The organism is Variovorax beijingensis (assembly GCF_003951285.1).
Classification (GTDB): Bacteria; Pseudomonadota; Gammaproteobacteria; order Burkholderiales; family Burkholderiaceae_C; genus Variovorax; species Variovorax beijingensis.
The window spans coordinates 99,653-117,861 of record NZ_RXFQ01000015.1 but is presented as its reverse complement, the minus strand read 5'-3'; the positions used below and the strand labels follow the sequence as shown (position 1 = coordinate 117,861).

15 protein-coding genes are annotated in these 18,209 nt (G+C 68.3%); 9 read left to right on the top strand and 6 right to left on the bottom strand.

From position 1 onward, the window contains the following. Positions 1 to 8: 8 nt before the first annotated feature. From EJO66_RS23470 to EJO66_RS23460, 3 genes are read right to left on the bottom strand one after another with little or no spacing between them, the layout of a single operon-like run. On the bottom strand, positions 9 to 605 hold the full coding sequence (locus EJO66_RS23470; RefSeq protein ID WP_124960215.1) for a GNAT family N-acetyltransferase: 597 nt from the start codon (positions 603 to 605) through the stop codon (positions 9 to 11). Between the two features lie 23 nt (positions 606 to 628). Further along, positions 629 to 880, bottom strand: a complete 252-nt coding sequence (locus EJO66_RS23465; protein ID WP_124960214.1) for a hypothetical protein — start codon at positions 878 to 880, stop codon at positions 629 to 631. Continuing rightward, a complete protein-coding gene (locus tag EJO66_RS23460) occupies positions 877 to 1,731 on the bottom strand; it encodes an AAA family ATPase (RefSeq protein WP_124960213.1) in 855 nt (284 codons plus the stop codon). The genes EJO66_RS23465 and EJO66_RS23460 overlap by 4 nt, the downstream gene beginning before the upstream one ends. A gap of 162 nt (positions 1,732 to 1,893) precedes the next feature. On the opposite strand from EJO66_RS23460, the gene EJO66_RS23455 reads away from it, so the two are divergent. Then, positions 1,894 to 2,586 carry a c-type cytochrome gene (locus EJO66_RS23455; protein ID WP_124960212.1) on the top strand — a complete coding sequence of 231 codons (693 nt, stop codon included), beginning with the start codon at positions 1,894 to 1,896 and terminating at the stop codon, positions 2,584 to 2,586. A gap of 83 nt (positions 2,587 to 2,669) precedes the next feature. Here EJO66_RS23455 and pcaG read toward each other — a convergent pair whose 3' ends face one another. Then, on the bottom strand, positions 2,670 to 3,278 hold the full coding sequence (gene pcaG / locus EJO66_RS23450; RefSeq protein ID WP_124960211.1) for a protocatechuate 3,4-dioxygenase subunit alpha: 609 nt from the start codon (positions 3,276 to 3,278) through the stop codon (positions 2,670 to 2,672). A gap of 19 nt (positions 3,279 to 3,297) precedes the next feature. Continuing rightward, a complete protein-coding gene (gene pcaH, locus EJO66_RS23445; protein WP_124960210.1) occupies positions 3,298 to 4,014 on the bottom strand; it encodes a protocatechuate 3,4-dioxygenase subunit beta in 717 nt (238 codons plus the stop codon). A 107-nt stretch (positions 4,015 to 4,121) separates the two neighbouring features. Here pcaH and EJO66_RS23440 point away from each other — a divergent pair, with 107 nt between their 5' ends. Beyond that, the gene (locus tag EJO66_RS23440) at positions 4,122 to 5,108 is read left to right on the top strand and encodes a LysR substrate-binding domain-containing protein (RefSeq protein WP_124960209.1); all 987 of its coding nucleotides are present in this window, start codon (positions 4,122 to 4,124) and stop codon (positions 5,106 to 5,108) included. Here the strand turns inward: EJO66_RS23440 and EJO66_RS23435 are convergent. Beyond that, on the bottom strand, positions 5,105 to 5,539 hold the full coding sequence (locus EJO66_RS23435) for a DUF1841 family protein (protein ID WP_018906845.1): 435 nt from the start codon (positions 5,537 to 5,539) through the stop codon (positions 5,105 to 5,107). The genes EJO66_RS23440 and EJO66_RS23435 overlap by 4 nt on opposite strands. A 287-nt stretch (positions 5,540 to 5,826) precedes the next feature. Here EJO66_RS23435 and EJO66_RS23430 point away from each other — a divergent pair, with 287 nt between their 5' ends. From EJO66_RS23430 to EJO66_RS23400, 7 genes are all read left to right on the top strand, one after another. After that, positions 5,827 to 9,342, top strand: a complete 3,516-nt coding sequence (locus EJO66_RS23430; protein ID WP_125966323.1) for a hypothetical protein — start codon at positions 5,827 to 5,829, stop codon at positions 9,340 to 9,342. Between the two features lie 80 nt (positions 9,343 to 9,422). Beyond that, complete coding sequence (gene pal / locus EJO66_RS23425; protein WP_124960207.1) at positions 9,423 to 9,926, top strand: peptidoglycan-associated lipoprotein Pal; 504 nt, start codon at positions 9,423 to 9,425, stop codon at positions 9,924 to 9,926. Positions 9,927 to 10,004: 78 nt separating this feature from the next. Then, positions 10,005 to 13,079, top strand: coding sequence for a glutamate ligase domain-containing protein (locus EJO66_RS23420; protein ID WP_124960206.1), 3,075 nt, complete (start codon positions 10,005 to 10,007; stop codon positions 13,077 to 13,079). Beyond that, a complete protein-coding gene (locus EJO66_RS23415; protein ID WP_124960205.1) occupies positions 13,076 to 13,372 on the top strand; it encodes a hypothetical protein in 297 nt (98 codons plus the stop codon). The genes EJO66_RS23420 and EJO66_RS23415 overlap by 4 nt, the downstream gene beginning before the upstream one ends. Before the next feature lie 80 nt (positions 13,373 to 13,452). Then, a complete protein-coding gene (locus EJO66_RS23410) occupies positions 13,453 to 15,297 on the top strand; it encodes a peptidase domain-containing ABC transporter (protein ID WP_124960204.1) in 1,845 nt (614 codons plus the stop codon). 37 nt (positions 15,298 to 15,334) lie between these two features. Further along, the gene (locus tag EJO66_RS23405) at positions 15,335 to 16,651 is read left to right on the top strand and encodes an HlyD family type I secretion periplasmic adaptor subunit (protein ID WP_124960203.1); all 1,317 of its coding nucleotides are present in this window, start codon (positions 15,335 to 15,337) and stop codon (positions 16,649 to 16,651) included. Beyond that, complete coding sequence (locus EJO66_RS23400; RefSeq protein ID WP_124960202.1) at positions 16,648 to 18,201, top strand: TolC family protein; 1,554 nt, start codon at positions 16,648 to 16,650, stop codon at positions 18,199 to 18,201. Before EJO66_RS23405 ends, EJO66_RS23400 begins: the two co-directional genes overlap by 4 nt. Positions 18,202 to 18,209 lie beyond the last annotated feature (8 nt).

Below are 18,209 nucleotides of genomic sequence, written 5' to 3'. Positions count from 1 at the left end.
ACTTCTCTTCAGCTTCGCGGCTTGTCGAGCAGGTAGAGCAGCTGGGCCTTCACCTCGGGCCACTCGCCCGCGGCGAGGCTGTACATGACGGTGTCGCGGATGGTGCCGTCGCGGCGCATTGCGTGGCCGCGGATCACGCCATCCTTCTTGGCGCCGAGCCGCTCGATCGCGCGCTGCGAAGCGAAGTTGAAATTGTCGGTGCGCCAGCCCACCACGTTGCAGCCGAGGGTATCGAAGGCGTGCGTGAGCATGAGCAGCTTGCAGGTGGTGTTGACGTGGGTGCGCTGGCAGCGTCTGGCGTACCAGGTGTAGCCGATCTCCACGCGCTTCACGGCCGGCAGGATGTCATGGAAGCTGGTGCTGCCGAGCACGGCGCCGGTTTCGGCCTCGGTCACGGCAAACGCAAAGCGGTGGCCGGCCTCGCGCCCCTGCAGGGCGGTTTCGATGTAGGCGCGGGTCTCGTGCGGCTCGGGCACCGAGGTGACGCGCAGCTTCCAGAGCTCGCCGTCGGCCGCGGCGGCGCGCAGGCCCTCTTCATGACCGAGCGACAGCGGCACCAGCGCCAGGTCGCGCGCCTTCAGCGTGACAGGTTCGACGAACGCCATCTCAATTCCCCAGCGATTGTTTTTCAGCCTCTCGGCTTGCCGTACTTGCGGTCGTACCAGGCCCGGGCCAGCTGCACGCCGCCACCGCCGCCGATGCCGATCAGCACGATGCCGAAGATCTCGCGGTTGCCATAGCCATTGGGGCCGAAGGCATCGAGTCCCAGCTTGAGCCCGATCCAGCGGCCGAGCAGCGCACCCGCCACGAACAGCACGGCCTGCGCCACGCCCAGCTTGAGCAGCTGGCCGACGGGATGCGGCGCTTGTGGCTGGCTCATCGATTGTTGCGCTGCATGAAGACCAGCTTTTCGAACAGGGTCACGTCCTGTTCGTTCTTGAGCAGCGCGCCCACCAGCGGCGGCACGGCGACCTTGTCGTCCTTGCTCTGCAGGGCCTCGAGCGGAATGTCCTCGGCCACCAGCAGCTTGAGCCAGTCGAGCAGCTCGGAGGTTGAGGGCTTCTTCTTGAGGCCGGGCAGGTTGCGCACGTCGTAGAAGGTCTTCATCGCGGACGTGAGGAGCTCCTGCTTGAGGCCGGGGAAGTGCACCCCCACGATGCTCTTCATCGTTTCCGCGTCGGGGAACTTGATGTAGTGGAAGAAGCAGCGGCGCAGGAAGGCATCGGGCAGCTCCTTCTCGTTGTTGGAGGTGATGAACACCACCGGCCGGTGCTTGGCGCGGATGAGCTCGCGCGTCTCGTAGCAGTAGAACTCCATGCGGTCGATCTCGCGCAGCAGGTCGTTCGGGAATTCGATGTCGGCCTTGTCGATCTCGTCGATGAGCAGCGCCACCGGCTGGTCGGCCGTGAAGGCCTGCCAGAGCACGCCCTTGACGATGTAGTTCTGGATGTCCTTGACGCGCTCGCCGCCGTCCACGTCCTTGAGCTGCGAGTCGCGCAGTCGGCTCACGGCGTCGTATTCATAGAGGCCCTGCTGCGCCTTGGTGGTCGACTTGATGTGCCACTGCAAGAGCGGCAGCCCGAGCGATTGCGCCACTTCCTCGGCCAGCATGGTCTTGCCGGTGCCGGGCTCGCCCTTGACGAGCAGCGGGCGCTTGAGCGTGATGGCGGCATTGACGGCCAGCATCAGGTCCTGAGTGGCGACGTAGTTGTCTGAGCCCTTGAATTTCATGAGTGAACGCGAGCAGGGTGGAGAAGGCGGGGTGGAGAAAAGAACACACTCGATTCGCTTCGCGCAGCCACTTGGACGGCTTGAAGGGGTTCCCGGAGGACCCTTGCATATAATCGAATGTTGATTCGAAAAACTGTATCTCCACGAGATTGTGCGCGCAAAATGAACAAGTTGTTGACCACGATGTTTGCCTTCGCTGTCGCTTGCGTGACGGTCTCGGCGCAAGCCCAGCAAGTCACGGGCAATGCCCAGGAGGGCGCCAAGAAGGTTGCCATGTGCGTGGGCTGCCACGGCATCGTCGGCTACCAGGCCAGCTTTCCGGAGATCCACAAGGTGCCGATGATCGCCGGCCAGAGCGCCAGCTACATCGCCGCCGCCCTCACCGCCTACAAGGGCGGCGACCGCAAGCACCCCACCATGCGCGCGATTGCCGACACCCTGAAGGAGCAGGACATCGCCGACCTGGCCGCCTACTACAGCCAGCTGGGCCTGAAGGAAGGCGACGCGCCCCCGGCCGCGCTCGCCAAGCCCATGCCCGAGAACGTGCAGGCCCTGGTGTCGCGCGACAAGGACAACAGCTGCACCAAGTGCCACGGCGCCAACTTCAACACGCCCAATGACGGCACGGTGCCCAAGCTGGCCGGCCAGCATGCCGACTACCTCTTCGTGGCGCTCAAGTCGTACCGCGTCAAGAACAACCTGCACCTGGGCCGCTCGAATGCGGTGATGGCGCAGCAGGTCGAACCCAAGAAGTTCACCAACGCCGAACTCAAGACGCTCGCCAGCTACATCAGCTCGCTGCCCGGCGACCTCAAGACGGTGCCCGAATCGCGCATTCACCGCGCTGCGCAGTAAGCGCCGCGACCGTCCCCGTCCCACCCTCCCATGAAGAAAGCCCGCATCGAGCGGGCTTTCCTGTTTGCGGGGCCGGTTGGTGTTCAGACGTCGAAGAACACCGTCTCCTGAGGGCCCTGCATGCGGATGTCGAAGCGGTAGCTCACCGCGCCGCCTTGCTCCACGCGCTCGGCAATCAGCGTGTGGCGGCGCTCGGCCGGCACGCTGGCCAGCACGGCGTCCTTGGCGTTGGCTTCGGCCTCGTCGCTGAAATACACGCGCGTGAACGCATGCAGCAGCAGGCCGCGCATCAGCACGATCGCATTGATGTGCGGGGCTTCGCCCGGCGATTCGGTGCCCGGCTTCACGGTGTGGAACACGAAGCGGTTCTGCGCATCGGTGCCCGTGCCGGCACGGCCGAAGGCGCGAAAGCCGATCTCGCGGGCCTCGGCGGGTGTCTGGGGATAACGGCCCTCGCCATCGGGCTGGCTGATCTCGACCAGCGCATCGCCAATGGGGTTGCCGTCGCCGTCGATCACGCGGCCTTCGAGGCGGATGCGCTCGCCGCAGGCGTTGTCCAGGGCCACCACGGCGTCGAAGGGCTGGTCGAAGTCGTAGCCGTACTGCGCGGCGGTGAGGCCGTAGGCGAAGTAGGGGCCCACGGTCTGGGAAGGGGTCTGGCCGAAGTCGGCTTCCTGTGCGGTCATCAACATGGTGTGTGCTCCTTCTGGCTCAGCGGTTCTCAAAGGGGGTTTCGTCGGCGCCGCGCAGCACGATGTCGAACTGGTAGCCGAGCGCGTAGCCTTCCTCGGTGATGTCGAGGCTGAAGTCGGCAATCAGCCGGTTGCGGTAGCGCTCGGGCGTGCCGGTGACCATGGGGTCGTACTGCAGCAGCGGATCGCCGGGGAAGTACATCTGCGTGACCAGCCGGCTGGCAAAGCTCTGGCCGAACAGCGACAGGTGGATGTGCTGCGGGCGCCAGGCGTTGGGGTGGTTGCCCCAGGGATAGGCGCCGGGCTTGATGGTGAGGAAGCGGTAGCGGCCCTCGCTGTCGGTCAGGCAGCGGCCCGCGCCCAGGAAGTTGGGGTCGAGCGGCGCGTCGTGCTGGTCGACCTTGTGCACGTAGCGGCCGGAGGCATTGGCCTGCCAGAGCTCGACCAGCGTGTTGGCCACGGGGCGGCGGCGCTCGTCGAGCACCTGGCCGGTGAGGATCATGCGTTCGCCGAGCGGCTCGCCGTTCTTGCGGGCGTTGCGCGTCAGGTCATGGTCGAGCGCGCCGATGCTGTCGTGGCCGTACACCGGCTGCTGCAGCTCGCCCAGCGAGGCCTTCAGCGGGACCAGGGGCTTCTGCGGGCCGCGCTTCGCGGTCGACTTGTAGCCGGAGTAGATGTACGAGGGATGGGCTTCCCAGTCGCGGGGGGTGAGGGTGGCCGGGGTTTTCGTCAACATGTCGTTGTCTCCTGTCGTGGGACGAATCGAATCGGGAAGCTGAACTTTAGAAGCCGCGTTCGATGATGTAAATTGAAGATTGGTCTGTTTTACATAACTATCAGTAATTGAAAACGCCCGCCGATCTTCGCCAGGACTTTGTGCGCAACGTGCAGCTGCGCCATCTGCGCTGCCTTGTCGCGGTGGCGCAGGAACGCCATCTCGCGCGCGCCGCCGAGCGGCTGTCGCTGAGCCAGCCGGCGGTGTCCAAGACGCTGGCCGAGCTGGAGGCCATCGTCGGGGCGCGCCTGGTCGAGCGCGGCAATGCCGGGCGGCGCGGCGTGCAGGGGCTCGCGCCGGCGGGCGAGCAGCTGCTGGCCCACGCGCTGCGCGTGCTCGAGGCCATCGACGCCAGCGCGCAGGCGGTGGCGCCGGCCTCCGGCGAGCGGGTGGAGCGGCTGCGCATCGGCGCGCTGCCGAGCGTGGCCCCGGCGCTGCTGCCGGCGGCGCTCGCGCGCTTTCGCGAGCGCTGGCCTTCGGTGCAGGTGGTGGTGAAGAGCGCGGCCAACCCGGTGCTGCTCGACGAACTGCGCGCCGGCGAGCTCGACCTGGTGGCGGGCCGCATGAGCGATCCGCGGCTGATGGGCGGGCTCAGCTTCGAACTGCTCTATACCGAGCCGCTGGTGTTTGCCGTGCGCCCCGGCCATCCGCTGGCGGGCCGGTCGACCCGGGCGGTGTCGGTGCAGGCGGTGCTCGATTTTCCGCTGGTGGTGTATGGCGAGGGCACCATCCCGCGCCACAACACCGAAAGCTTCCTGTCGGCCCGCGGCCTGGCGCTTCCGGCCCACGCGCTGCAGACGCTCGACGTCGCGGTGGCGCGCGGCCTGGTGGCGGTGTCCGATGCGGTCTGGATCACGCCGCTGGGCGCCGCGCGCGGTGAGCTGGTCGAGGAACGGCTGGTCCGCTTGCGCATCGAAACCGCCGGCACCGACGAGCCCGTGGGCCTGCTGCTGCGCAGCGACGCCGAGCCCTCGGCGCTGCGCAGCGCCATGGCCGCGCTGCTGCGCGAGGGAGCGAAGCAGCAGGGCGCGCTGCCTTCCCGGAAGGCCGGCTAGTCCTTGGTTGCGCGGCGCTGCACGCAGGCCACATAGCCGTCGCCGTCCGGCGGCCGGCCGGCGCGCTGACTCTCCCACATCATCTGGCCCAGGCACTCCATGGCCTCGTGATGCGCATCGAGCAGCGAGCCGCGGCGGGCGGCCAGCAGCTCGACGGCCTGGCGGATGCCGCGCGGCTGGTCGATGGAGCATTGCTCGCTGATCGAAAGATGCATCGACAGGTGCAGGAACGGGTTCTCGCGGCCGTTCGACCCGTCGTACACGCGGGCCACGGCGGCATCGGCGTCGGCCAGGTCCTCGTGGTATTCGGGATGCGCGTCGATCCATCCTGCGGCAATCGTCTCGAGCGCTTCCATCGGCAAGCCTTGGCGGTGCTTTGCGTATACGTCGCAAAAGAAGCGGCGCACGTCTTCCTGGGAGGGATTGAACATATCTGTATGGAGAGGCTGGAAAAGGAAAAGGGAGGAAGAAAAATCCGCGTGCCCGCAGGCTCCAAAGGCGCCCGATGTTCCGGTAGCGGGACGTTACATCGTTACGTAACGAACGGCCAAAACGGTGTCCAAAGCGCTGTTCCGGCCGACCGCGCACACATCGCTTTTCAGAAAAATATCCATAGAAATCAATAGCTTGCGTTCTTGACGAACCGGTGGCTCAAAAGAGTTGGCAGCGCGGCACGCTAGTTGCCCCTGTAGATGCATCTTTTGTCACAGAGGCTGTCATGAACGCACCACAAGCACCGACCCATTCGACCGAAGGACTTGCCGCCAGTGGCGTTGCTCCTGTGGTCATCGCCCAAGCCACCAGCACACCGCTCGGCGCACCCGCCGCGATGAGCTCGTCGGCACCTGCTGCCGCTGCGGCGGCACCCGCCAGCGTGGGCACATTGTCCAATGCTACGCCGGGCGTCGCGGTGATGCGCGACGGTGTCCGCATTCCGGTGGACGGCAACCAGACCCTGATCGCGGGCGACCGCGTGATCGTTCCCGAAGGCGGACAGGCCAACGTCCTGTTCCCCGGCTCGGCCACCAACAAGGCGCCGCTGGCCGGCGTCTTCACCGGCGGCACCGACGCCACCATCGGCTCGACCAAGCTGCCCGGCGGCCTCGAACAAGTGAACGTGGACGTTGCCTCGGGCGACCTGCAGGTGACCCCGCCCGACAGCGACGCCGACGCGGCCGCACTGGCCGTCACCAAGAAGCTCGCTGCCGGCAGCGGCATCGGGCTGGGCGAATTCGCACTCGGCGCACTGGGCGCCGCTGCACTCGGTGCCGCACTGGGCGGCGGTGGCGGTGGCGACGGTGGAGTGATCCCGTTCTTCGCCGGCGGTGGCGGTGAGGGCGATGCGGATGCAGACGCCGACGCGGATGCCGATGCGGATGCCGACGGCGATGCGGATGCGGACGCCGATTCTGATGCTGACGCGGATGCAGATGCAGATGCAGATGCAGATGCAGATGCAGATGCAGATGCCGACGCGGATGCTGACGCTGACGCTGACGCTGACGCTGACGCTGACGCTGATGCGGATGCGGATGCGGATGCTGACGCTGACGCTGATGCGGATGCGGATGCTGACGCTGACGCTGACGCTGACGCTGACGCTGACGCTGACGCTGACGCTGACGCTGACGCTGACGCGGATGCGGATGCGGATGCTGACGCCGATGCCGATGCCGATGCCGACGCCGATGCCGATGCCGATGCAGACGCAGACGCAGACGCAGACGGCGACGGCTTGCTCGATCCAGGCGACGGCGCAGCCGGCGGCCTGGTCGGTTCGATCGGCGACACCGCGGGTCTCGGCGACTCGCTCGACCCGGTGCTGGGCGTGGTCGACGGCGTGACCGACGTGGTTGACGACGTGCTGGCCCCGGTGCTCGGCTCCGACTTCTCGGAAAACGATCCCAACCAGCTCGATCCGGCGGACGATTTCGTCGAGACCGTGGCTGAAGGCGTGGGCGGCGTGGCCAGCCCGATCGTCGACGGCCTCCTGGGCGAAGGCGCGACGGGTGCGCTGGTCGACCAGCTGGTCAAGCAGGTCGACTACGTCACCGACGCCCTCCAGAACGGTCTGGACAACCTGGTGGGCGATGACGGCATCCTGAGCGGCCTCACCGGCAGCCTCGGCCTGGACGGCGCGCTCGAGGAGCTCGTGGGCGACGAAGGCGTGCTCGGCAACGTGGTGGACGGCCTGCTCGGCCAGGACAGCCTCCTCGGCGGGCTCGTCGGCGAAGAGGGCCTGGTTGGCGGCCTGCTCGCCGAGGGTGGCGCGCTGGACGGCCTCATCGGTGAAGGCAGCGCCATCGGCAGCCTGCTGGACAACGTGGTCGGTGACGAAGGCATCGTCGGCGGCCTGTTGGGCGACGACGGTGCCCTTGGCGGCGTGCTCGGCGGCGTACTGGGCGAAGAGGGCCTGCTGGGTGGCCTGCTCGGCGAAGGCAGCCCCGTGGGCAGCCTGCTCGGCGGCGACGGCGTGGTGGGCGGCCTGCTTGGCGGTGACGGCGCGCTGTCCAACCTGCTGGGCAGCGACGGCCTCACCGGCGGCCTGTTGGGCCAGGACGGCGTGGTCGACAACCTCCTGGGCGCCGACGGCGCCGTGGGCGGCCTGCTCGAAGACAGCCCGCTGGGTGGCTTGCTCGGCGGCGTGACCGGCGGCGTGCTGGGTGAAGGCGGCTTGCTGGGCGGCGTGCTTGGCGATGACGGCCTGGTCGGTGGCCTGCTCGGCGAAGACGGCTTGCTCGGCACCGGCGGCGCCATCGGCAGCCTGCTTGCCGAAGACGGCTTGCTCGGCGGCGTGCTCGGCGAGGATGGCTTGGTCGACAACCTGCTGGGCGACGAGGGCCTGCTGGGCGGTGTGCTCGGTGAAGACGGCCTGCTGGGCGGCCTGTTGGGCGAAGACGGCCTCCTCGGTGGCTTGCTGGGCGGCGATCTGCTCGGCGGAGACCTGCTGGGTGGCGTGCTCGGTGAAGACGGCCTCCTCGGTGGCCTGCTGGGCGGCGATCTGCTCGGCGGAGACCTGCTGGGTGGCGTGCTTGGTGAAGACGGCCTCCTCGGTGGCTTGCTGGGCGGCGATCTGCTCGGCGGAGACCTGTTGGGTGGTGTGCTGGGTGAAGACGGCCTCGTCGGTGGCCTGCTGGGTGGCGATCTGCTTGGCGGTGACCTGCTGGGTGGTGTGCTGGGTGAAGACGGCCTCGTCGGTGGCCTGCTGGGTGGCGATCTGCTTGGCGGTGACCTGCTGGGTGGTGTGCTGGGCGAAGACGGCCTCGTCGGTGGCCTGCTTGGCGGAGACCTGCTGGGTGGCGTGCTCGGTGAAGACGGCCTCGTCGGTGGCCTGCTGGGTGGCGATCTGCTTGGCGGTGACCTGCTGGGTGGCGTGCTCGGCGAAGACGGCCTCGTCGGCAACCTGCTCGGTGGCGATCTCCTGGGTGGCGATCTGCTTGGCGGTGACCTGCTGGGTGGCGTGCTCGGTGAAGACGGCCTCGTCGGCAACCTGCTCGGTGGCGATCTCCTGGGTGGCGATCTGCTCGGCGGTGACCTGCTGGGTGGCGTGCTCGGCGAAGACGGCCTCGTCGGCAACCTGCTCGGTGGCGATCTCCTGGGTGGCGATCTGCTTGGCGGCGACCTGCTGGGCGGCGTGCTGGGCGAGGACGGCCTTGTCGGCAACCTGCTCGGCGGCGACCTCTTGGGTGGCGACCTGCTCGGCGGCGATCTGCTCGATGGCATCCTCGGTGAGGACGGCCTCGTCGGCAATCTGCTCGGTGGCGACCTCTTGGGCGGTGATCTGCTCGGCGGCGACCTGCTCGGCGGCGTGCTGGGCGAAGACGGCATCGTCGGCGGCCTGCTCGGCGGCGACCTCCTTGGCGACGACGGCCTGGTCGGCAGCCTGCTCGGCAGCGACGGCCTGCTCGGCGGACTGCTGGGCGGCAGCGGCCCGGCAGCCAACATCCTGGAGCCGGTGCTCGACACGGCAAGCACGCTCGGCGAGGCACTGGAGCCCGTGGTGGCCGCCGTGTCCGAGGTGGCAGAGCCCGTGACCGACATCCTGGCCGGTGCAACCCCGACGCTCGCCCCGGTGGTCGAGACCATCCACAACAGCCTGGTGCACACCGTGGAGGACGCCGCTCCGATCGTGACCGACGTGGTGACCCCGATCACCAGCCTGGTGGACCAGGCCGCCGGCACCGGCAGCGTTCTCACCCCGGTGGCGAACATCCTGCACGGCCTGCTGGGCTAAGGAACAAGAGCAGTAGAGGAGAAGAAAAACAACGCACCAGGGCCAGGCCGCCGCGGCCTGGCCCGCGAAAGGAAATTGATATGAAGAACAGCAGCAGCTACCGGATACTGACCATCGTCGCCCTCGCAGCAAGCCTTGCCGCTTGCGGAACGGCCTCCAAGAGCGGACGCGAGGACGCCACCTACTACTACTCGAACAAGGCCCAGGTGGCGAAGGTGGAACCACCCCCGCCCGCACCGGTCCAGAACGGCCCCGTCGCGCTGAAGATCGTGTACTTCGACTTCGACAAATACGACATCAAGCCGCAGTACCGCAACGTGGTGGAAGCGCATGCGAGCTATCTCAGGAACCGTCCCGCCAGCAAGGTGGTGATCGAGGGCCACACCGACTTGCGCGGCGGCCGCGAATACAACCTTGCGCTGGGCCAGCGCCGGGCCGAATCCGTGCAGCGCGCGCTCACGCAGCTTGGCGTGCCGGGCGAACGGATCGAGGCCGTCAGCTGGGGCATTGAAAAACCCGCATCTCTCGAAACCACCGAGGAGGGCCATCAGCTCAATCGCCGAGCCGAATTCAGCTACCGCTGAAACACGGAGAAACGCGATGCCTTCGATGGGAGTTCCCGGTCCGGGTGCGGCCGGCCTCCCGCATTCGACTGGGGCCGAATGATGTCCTTCTCCGACCAGCTCCATGCCTGCCACGAGCGCCTGGTCTCGGTGTGTGCGGCGTTGCCGGCGCCTTATCCGGCCTTTACGCTTTTCTTCTCGGTGAGCGACGGGTCGCAGCGCGCGCACGTGGTGCACGCGCGCGCGGCCGATTTCGAAACCGCGTGGAATGAAGGCGCCGAGGCCGTCGAGCGCTGGGTGCGCGACTGCGGCATCGTCTCGCCATGGCTGCGCATCGACTGGGTCGAGGGCGCAAGCCCGATGGACTGGGCGCAGTTCAAGGCCCAGCTCGCCGGCGTCAAGCGCAACTACTTCCGCCTCGGCCTGGCCTTCGACCAGGACTTCGAGACCGCGTTCACCGAGCAGGAGCTCAACGCCAACGCCATGCTGAGCGGCGATTCGACCATTGCGCATGCCGTGGTGAATGCGCGCAACTTCGAGGCCTATGCCCAGGCGCGCTTCGCACGCGCGCTCACGCTCGAGCTGCCGGCCGACCGGCGGGTCTACCTGCTCGCGACGGTGGGCGTGTTCTGCCAGGCCGACTGCGTGGTGCACAAGCTCGTGGGCACGGGGCTCGATGCCGGACGCCGCCAGGCGCCGGCACTCGCGCCGCAATCGGCGCTCGACCTGGTGCGCAGCGGCGCCTCGTACCTTGCGCGCCAGGTGCAGGACGACGGGCTCTTCGTGTACGGCTACTTCCCGTGCTTCGACCGCCGCATTCCGACCTACGACGCCATGCGCCATGCGAGCGTGCTCAGCGCCATGATCGAAGCGTGGGAACTCATGCGCGACGACAAGCTGCGCCTGGCCATCGACCGCGCGCTCGACCATCTCGCGAACACGCTCATCCGCAGCTACACGCTCGCCGACGGCACCGAGGTCGCTTTCCTCGTCGACACCGGCGAAGAAATCAGGCTGGGCGGCAACGCCGCCTGCGTGCTGGCCCTGGTGAAGTACTGCGAGGCGATGGACACGCGCGACTGGCTGCCGCTGCTGGAGAAGCTGGCGCTGGGCATCGCGTCGCTGCAGGATGGCGCCACCGGCAGCTTCAGCCACGTGCTCCATGCCGGCGACCTGCGCGTGAAGCAGGCCTCGCGCATCATCTACTACGACGGCGAGGCCGCCTACGGCCTCATGCGCCTGTACGGCCTCACGCGCGATGCAAGGTGGCTCGCCGTGGTCGAGAAGGCCTTCGACCACTTCATTGCAAGCCAGCACTGGCAGGCGCACGACCACTGGCTGAGCTGCTGCGTCAACGAACTCACGCGCTGGAGCCCGCAGGAAAAGTACTTTCGCTTCGGCCTGCAGAACGTGGCCGGGTACCTGGACTTCGTGCTCGACCGCAAGACCACCTTTCCGACGCTGCTCGAACTCATGCTCGCGGCCCAGCAGATGCTGCAGCGGCTGGAGGCCACGCCCGCCATGCGGCACCTGCTCGACGAGCTCGACACCGAGAAGTTCTACCGCGCGCTGGAGTACCGCGCCCACTACCTGCAGAACGGCTTCTTCTGGCCCGAGATGGCGATGTACTTCCGCCGGCCCTCCACCATCGTCGGTTCCTTCTTCATCCGGCACCACGCGTTCCGGGTGCGCATCGACGACGTGGCGCAGTACGTGTCGGGCTTCGTGGCCTATCGCCGCTACCTGCTGGAGCGCCCGGCCGTGCCCGGCGCCGGCAGCGCGAGAGACGACGGCGCCGCCGCCTGGACCGCGAGCGAAATGGCGCGGGTGACCGGCGGCGAATGGGTGGTGCGCCCGGAAGACGGCTGGCGCGCCAGCGGCGTGACGCAGCGCTCTTTCCTGCGCAAGGGCCGCGTGGTGTTCGAGCACCAGGCGCGGCCCTCGAAGGCGCCACTGGCCGCGGTGGCGCTCAAGGGCGTGTTGCAGCCGGCAGCCGCCGTGCTGTGCACCGATCCCGCACCGCATCTCGACAAGCGGGTCCCCGTGCTCCAGGTGCCCGACGTGCTGCAGGCCGTGCTTGCGCTGGGCGCGCATGCGCGCACCGAATTCACGGGGCGCGTCTGCGGCGTGCTGGGCAGCGGCACGGCCGGCAGCACCGTGGCCGCGATGCTGGCCGACGCCCTGGCCGTATGGGGCGAGGTCGGCCGGCCCGAAGGCAACGTCAGCCTGCCCTCGGGCATGGCCTGGAACCTGACCTGCATGCCGCGGCATGCGGCCTACTGGGTGCTGGAAATGGGCTCGCCGCACATGCTGGCTTCGACGCAGCTGGTGCGGCCGATGCTGGCCGTGGTGACGGGGCTGTCGGCCGCGTCGCAAAAGCACCGCGGGCCTTCGGAAGCCGCAGCGCGCTTGGACAGCCGCATCTTCGAGGGCATGGCGCCCGGCGACAGCGCGGTGCTGAACCGCGACCTCCCCGAGTTCGCGACCTTCGCCGAAGCCGCCATGGCGCACCAACTCCAGATCGTGACCTATGGCGAGCACAAGGATGCCGACGTACGGCTGCTCTCGTTCGACCACGGCGAGGTGCAGGCACAGGTGCACGGCGAGCCGTTCCAGCTTCGGCTCAATGCGCCGGGGCGCCACATGGGCGCGAGCGCCGTGGCCGCGCTGGCGGCCCTGCAGGCGATGCGCCTGAAGCTGGCTGCCGCGGTCGAGCCCTTCGCGCACTTCGAGCCGCCGGGCGGACGCGGCGCGCTGCACACCATCCACATCGGCGGGGGCAGCTTCAAGCTGATCGACGAGACCTACGACGCCAACCCGAGTTCCATGCGCGCCGCGCTCGAGCTGCTGTCGCAGGCGCCCTGCGAGCCCGCACGGCGCGTGGCGATCCTCGGCGACATGCAGGAGCTCGGCCCCGCCGCGCAGCGGCACCACCTCGACCTGGAGCCCGAGCTGCTGGCATCCCAACCCGACCGCGTGCTGCTGTGCGGCCCGCTGATGCGGGCACTGCATGCGCGCATCCGCACCAAGGTCCGCTCGCACTGGTTCGTCGATGTGTCCGATCTGTCCACCGCGCTGGGCGGCCTGCTGCAGCCGGGCGACTGGGTGCTGGCCAAGAGTTCCGCCGGTGTCGGCCTGTCCCGGCTGGCCCGGGTTTTGAAAGCATTGCCATGATCAAACTGAACGCACAAGCCTCTTTGCCCTACCGCCGCGAGGCCGCGCCGCAGCGCCGGTGGTGGCTGGGCTGGCTGCAGCTGTTTTGCGCATGGCTGCTTTGCATGTTGCTGTGCGCCAACGTCGCGCTGGTGCTGGCGCAGGGACTGCCAAAGCACGAGGCGGCGCCGGTCATGGCAAGAAAAGCGGCGGACTGCAGCCTGTCCGTCGAGGCCGCCAAGGACGCCGCCGGGGCCAATGCCGAATCGGTGTCGCACACGCTGAGACGTATGTCACGCTGCAGCGCTCCGTAAGCATAGATTTTGTCTTGTAACAACTGGGTAACAGTCGATAATGGCGCAGGCGTCATTGCCTGACGGATCGGCCCTTTCCCATGATCAAGTTTCTCTTGCCCAGCCAATTGGTGGCCGAGGTGCCCGAAGAATCAGGTGCGAGCCCGTACGCGGGTGCCCTGCACACGGCGTTCCGGGCCGCCTACCCGCTGGTCAAGAGCGCGGCCTGGCGGTCGCTGCCCATCAGCCTCTTCGGCCTGCTGCCATCGATCTTCCTGCTCCAGGTGTATGACCGCGTGCTGTCGCGCAGCGGCGTCTCGACGCTGGCCGCGCTGGTGTGCGGCATCCTGTTCTTCCTGTGCATCGAGTTCTGGCTGCGCTCGGGGCGTTCGCGCCTCTTGCGCAATGCGGGCGCCATCATCGACCACGGCGTGTCGGGCGCGCTGCTGCATTCGATGCTGAATCGGCCGCTGCGCGCGCTCGAAGCGCGCCCGGCCTCGATCTGGCACCAGTTCTTCCGCGACGTGGCCTCGGTGCGCGGCACCGTCACCGGTGGCCTGGCGCAATCGATCTTCGATCTGCCGATGGCGGTCTTTGCACTGGCCGTGATCGGCATCGTGGCCCTGCCGGTCCTGCCGGTGGTGGTGCTGTTCCTTGGCATCATGGTCTTCCTGGCCTGGTGGTGGGCCGACGAGGTGCGCAGCGGACGGGTCGAGGAAGTGCAGCGCGGCCGCGGCCTCGACCGCATGACCTCGGAAATCTGCAACGCGCGCGAAACGCTCAAGACGCAGGCCAACGACGGTCCCACCATCGAGATGTGGCGCCAGTCGTACAACTCCTGGCTGAGCGAGAGCTTCAGCAAGAACGGGCAGATCGAAACCGCGCGCGACGGCACCACCGTGCTGATGATGGTCTTCTCGGTCATCGTGGTCACGGTGGGCGCCATTTCGGTGATGGAGCAATGGATGACGGTGGGCGGCCTGGTCGCCTCCAACATGCTGGCCCTCAAGGCGCTGCAGCCGGTGGCCGGCCTGGTCTCGAGCTGGCGCTCGCTGGCCGCGGCCAAGGAAGCGGCCAAGCGGCTCGAGACGGTGCTTGGCGAGCCGGTCGAAAAGGCGCCCACCGGCATGACGCTGCCGCAGCCGCTGGGCCGCGTCACGCTGAAGGACGTGAGCTTCAGCTTCACGGAAGACGCGCACCGGCCGGTGCTGGAGAACGTCGACCTGGACATCGGGCCGGGCGGGCTGCACGTGATCGTGGGGCGCAACGGCGCCGGCAAGTCGACGCTGGTCAAGCTGCTCTCGGGCCTGTACGCGCCCACGCGCGGCGTCATCAGCATCGGCGAGTACGACCTTTCGCAATTCGGCCGCGAAGAGCTCTCGCGCTGGATCAGCTACCTGTCGCAGGAGGTGTACTGGTTCGGCGGACCGCTGATCGACACCATGCGCCGCACGGCCCCGGGCCAGAGCGACGAGCAGGTGGTGGCGGCCTGCAAGCTCTCGGGCGCGCACGACTTCATCTCGCGCATGCCCGACGGCTACCGCACCGTGGTGGGCGAGGGCGGCACGGGCCTGTCGGTGGGCGAGCGGCGCAAGCTCGCGCTGGCTATGAGCTTCCTGCGCAAGCCCTCGGTGCTGGTGCTCGACGAGCCCAGCAACGACCTCGACTTCCAGAGCGAGCGCACCCTGCTTGCCACGCTGCTCGCGGTGGCCAAGGTGCGCACCGTGGTGGTGGTCACGCATTCGCTTCGCATCGTGTCGGCGGCCAGCGTGGTCTATCACGTGACGGGGCAGGGCAACGTCGAACAGGGCACGGCCGCCGTCATGGTGCCGAAGCTCTTCGGCGTGAAGAAGGCGCTGGTGGCGCTCCCCGATTCCACCGCGGGCGAGGACGATGCCGAGGTGCATTCGCAGCAGGGCGCCGCCGCCAACCGTTCCATGGCCTGAGCAGCCGATCGATCGAAGAGAAATTGGGGACCGCGACTTGAAATCAGATTTGCCGCAGATACTGCAGGACGAGGATCACAAGCGCGCGGCGCAGACAGGGCCGGGGGGCAAGCGCCGCCAGTGGGTGATTGGCGGCGCGGTCGCGCTGCTGGCCGTTGTGGGCCTGGGCTTTCCCATGGAAACCGTGGTGGTGGCGCCGGGCCGCGTGATCCCGTCGGACCGCGTCAAGTCGATCCAGCATCTGGAAGGCGGCATCGTCAGCAACGTGCTGGTCAAGGAAGGCGACAGGGTCACGCAGGGCCAGTCGCTGGTGGAGATCGACCTGGGCGGCAGCGGCCTCAATTTCGAGGAACTCACCGCGCGCCATGCCGCCACCCAGGCCACCCGCATTAGGCTCATGGCCGAGAGCCGCGGCCAGCCGCTCAGGCGCGAGAGCTTTGCCGCCGACATCGACGAGAGCGTGCTCGACGGCGAAACCGGCGCCTACGAGGCGCGCGCGCTCGAGCAGCGCGGCGTGATGGCCGGCGCGGTGTCCGGCCTGGAGGGCGCGCGCAGCAAGCAGCTCGAGCAGCAGGCCAAGGTCAAGGGCCTGAACGACCGCCTCGCATTGATGCAGAAGGAACTCGAGATCTCCGAGCAGCTGCTCAATGAAAAGCTGGTCGGCCAGGTCGAGGTGCTCGAGAAGCGGCGGCAGGTCGAAGGTGTGCGAAGCGAGTTGGCCGTGGCGCGCCAGGGCGCCATATCCGCGAGTGCCGCCATCACCGAGGCCCAGGCCAAGATGGCCGAGGCCGAAGGGCGCTTCCGGCGCCGCGCGTCCGACGAGCTGGCCGCGGTGGAGCGCCAGTTCGCCAGCCTGAGCGAAGACCTCGCGCGCGCACGCACCCAGCGCTCCCGCACCATGGTGAAGGCGCCCGCCGACGGCATCGTCAAGGGGCTGCGCAGCGCCAGCCCCGGCTGGGTCATCAAGCCCGGCGAAGCCATCATGGAGGTGGTGCCCGACAAGGACGAGATCATGATCGAGGCGCGCCTGAATCCGAACGACCGCGGCTTCGTCGAGATCGGCCAGGCGGCGCGCGTCAAGATCACGGCCTACGACTACCTGCGCTACGGCGCGGTCGAAGGCAAGGTCACCCTGGTGGCCGCCGATGCCGACCGCGACCCGGCCATTGCCAACTCGGCGCCGTACTACCGCATCCTCATCAGCACCGACCAGGCCTACGTGGGGCGCGAAGAAAACCGCGTCACCGCCGGCATGGAATCGGAGGTCGACCTGAAGGTGGGCACCGACCCGTTCATCTGGTACATCCTTCGTCCCGTGCTCAAGCTGCGGCGCGAAGCCTTCCGCGAACCATGATGGGCAGCAACGTGGCTGGCCGGCGCCGAACGGGCCCCGGTGTTCTTTGCGCAGTGCTGTGCGCAAGCTTCGCGCTTCCTCCCGGTGCCATCGCGCAGGAGGCGCCCGCGCAGCTGCAGCCGGCGCGCCGCCTTTCCGCGCCATCGATCGGCGCCGCCAGCTATGCGCAGCGCGTGAAGCAGGCGCTCATTGCGCTGTCGCAGGACTACCCCGAGGTGCAGACCGCGCAAGCCGCCGCCAACACCAGCAGCTTTGGCGTGGATGCCGCCAAGAAGGCCCGCTACCCGCGCTTCAAGATGGGCACCGCTTCCGGTACCTACAACAGCGGCGCGGACAACGCCAAGACCGAGAGCTACACCGTGCTGACCGCAGAGGCGCGCCTGAGCCTGATCGACGGCGGCGCCATGAGCGCCGCGGTGCGCGCCGCCGAGGCCGGCAACCAGGCCGACGGCGAGGCCGTCGTCACCACCTCGCAGAAGGTGGTGCTCGATGCGCTGACCGCCTACCTGCAGGTGCAGCGCTACGACCTCAAGAAGCAGATCGCGCGCAAGTCCACCGAGGTGGTGGCCGAGCTCTCGAAGGCCGAGGCCCGCCGCGTGGCGCTGGGCGCCGCCGGCGAGAACGACCTGAACATGGCGGCCGCGCGCCGCGCCAGCGTGGCCGCGCGCGAGTCCGACTTCCAGGCGCAGCGCGACGAGGCGCTGGCCAAGTTCAACACCTACTTCAGGTTCACGCCCAACACCGATTCCCTGCCCGTGCTGGCCGCGCCCGCGTACTGGCGCATCGCTTCGCAGGAAGAGGCCCTGCGCCGTGCCGAGGAGCGCAGCACCGAAATCGCCGAAGCCAAGGGCCGCGTGGCGCGCGCCCAGGCCCTGGTCGACCAGCAGGAGGCCAGCATCTGGCCGACCGTGGACGCGGTGGTCGTCAAGAGCAAGGACCCGCGCGGCGTGTCGCCGCAAGACCCGACGCGCGCGGCCTTCGAGCTCAACTGGAACTTCGGCAACGGCTTCGACCGCCAGCTGCGTCTGAAGTCGGCCCTGGCCGAAGTCGCCAACCAGGAAGCCAAGCTCGAAGGCGTGAAGCTCAACCTGCTGGAACTCACCTCGGCCTCATGGGCGCGCACCGTGTCCGGACGCGAGCGCGAGCGGCAGCTGATGGAAGCCGTCAGCACATCGGGCCAGGCCTTCCGCGGACGCCGCCGGCTGATGGAGTTCGGCCGCGAAACACTGCCCGCCGTGCTCGACGCGCAGCTCGACTACTACAACCTGCTGTTCGACTACGTCGACGCCGTGTTCGACCTGCGCATCACCGAGCTGCGCCTCGCGCGCACCACCGGCGAGCTGCGCATCGACCCCGAGGCGAGCAATGCCTGGATCGACCGCATCTTCGGCCCGCCGAACCGGCCCGCGCTGAGCGAAGACGGCCTGCTCACCGCGCTGTGCATCTCGAGCAACGCAAGCTGCGCCAGCGAGCCTGTGGCCGACCGCGGTGCCACCGCAACCGCGGCGAACCCGCCGCTGCGCCGGGCCGCGCGGCTGGCGAACCGCTGATTGAACCG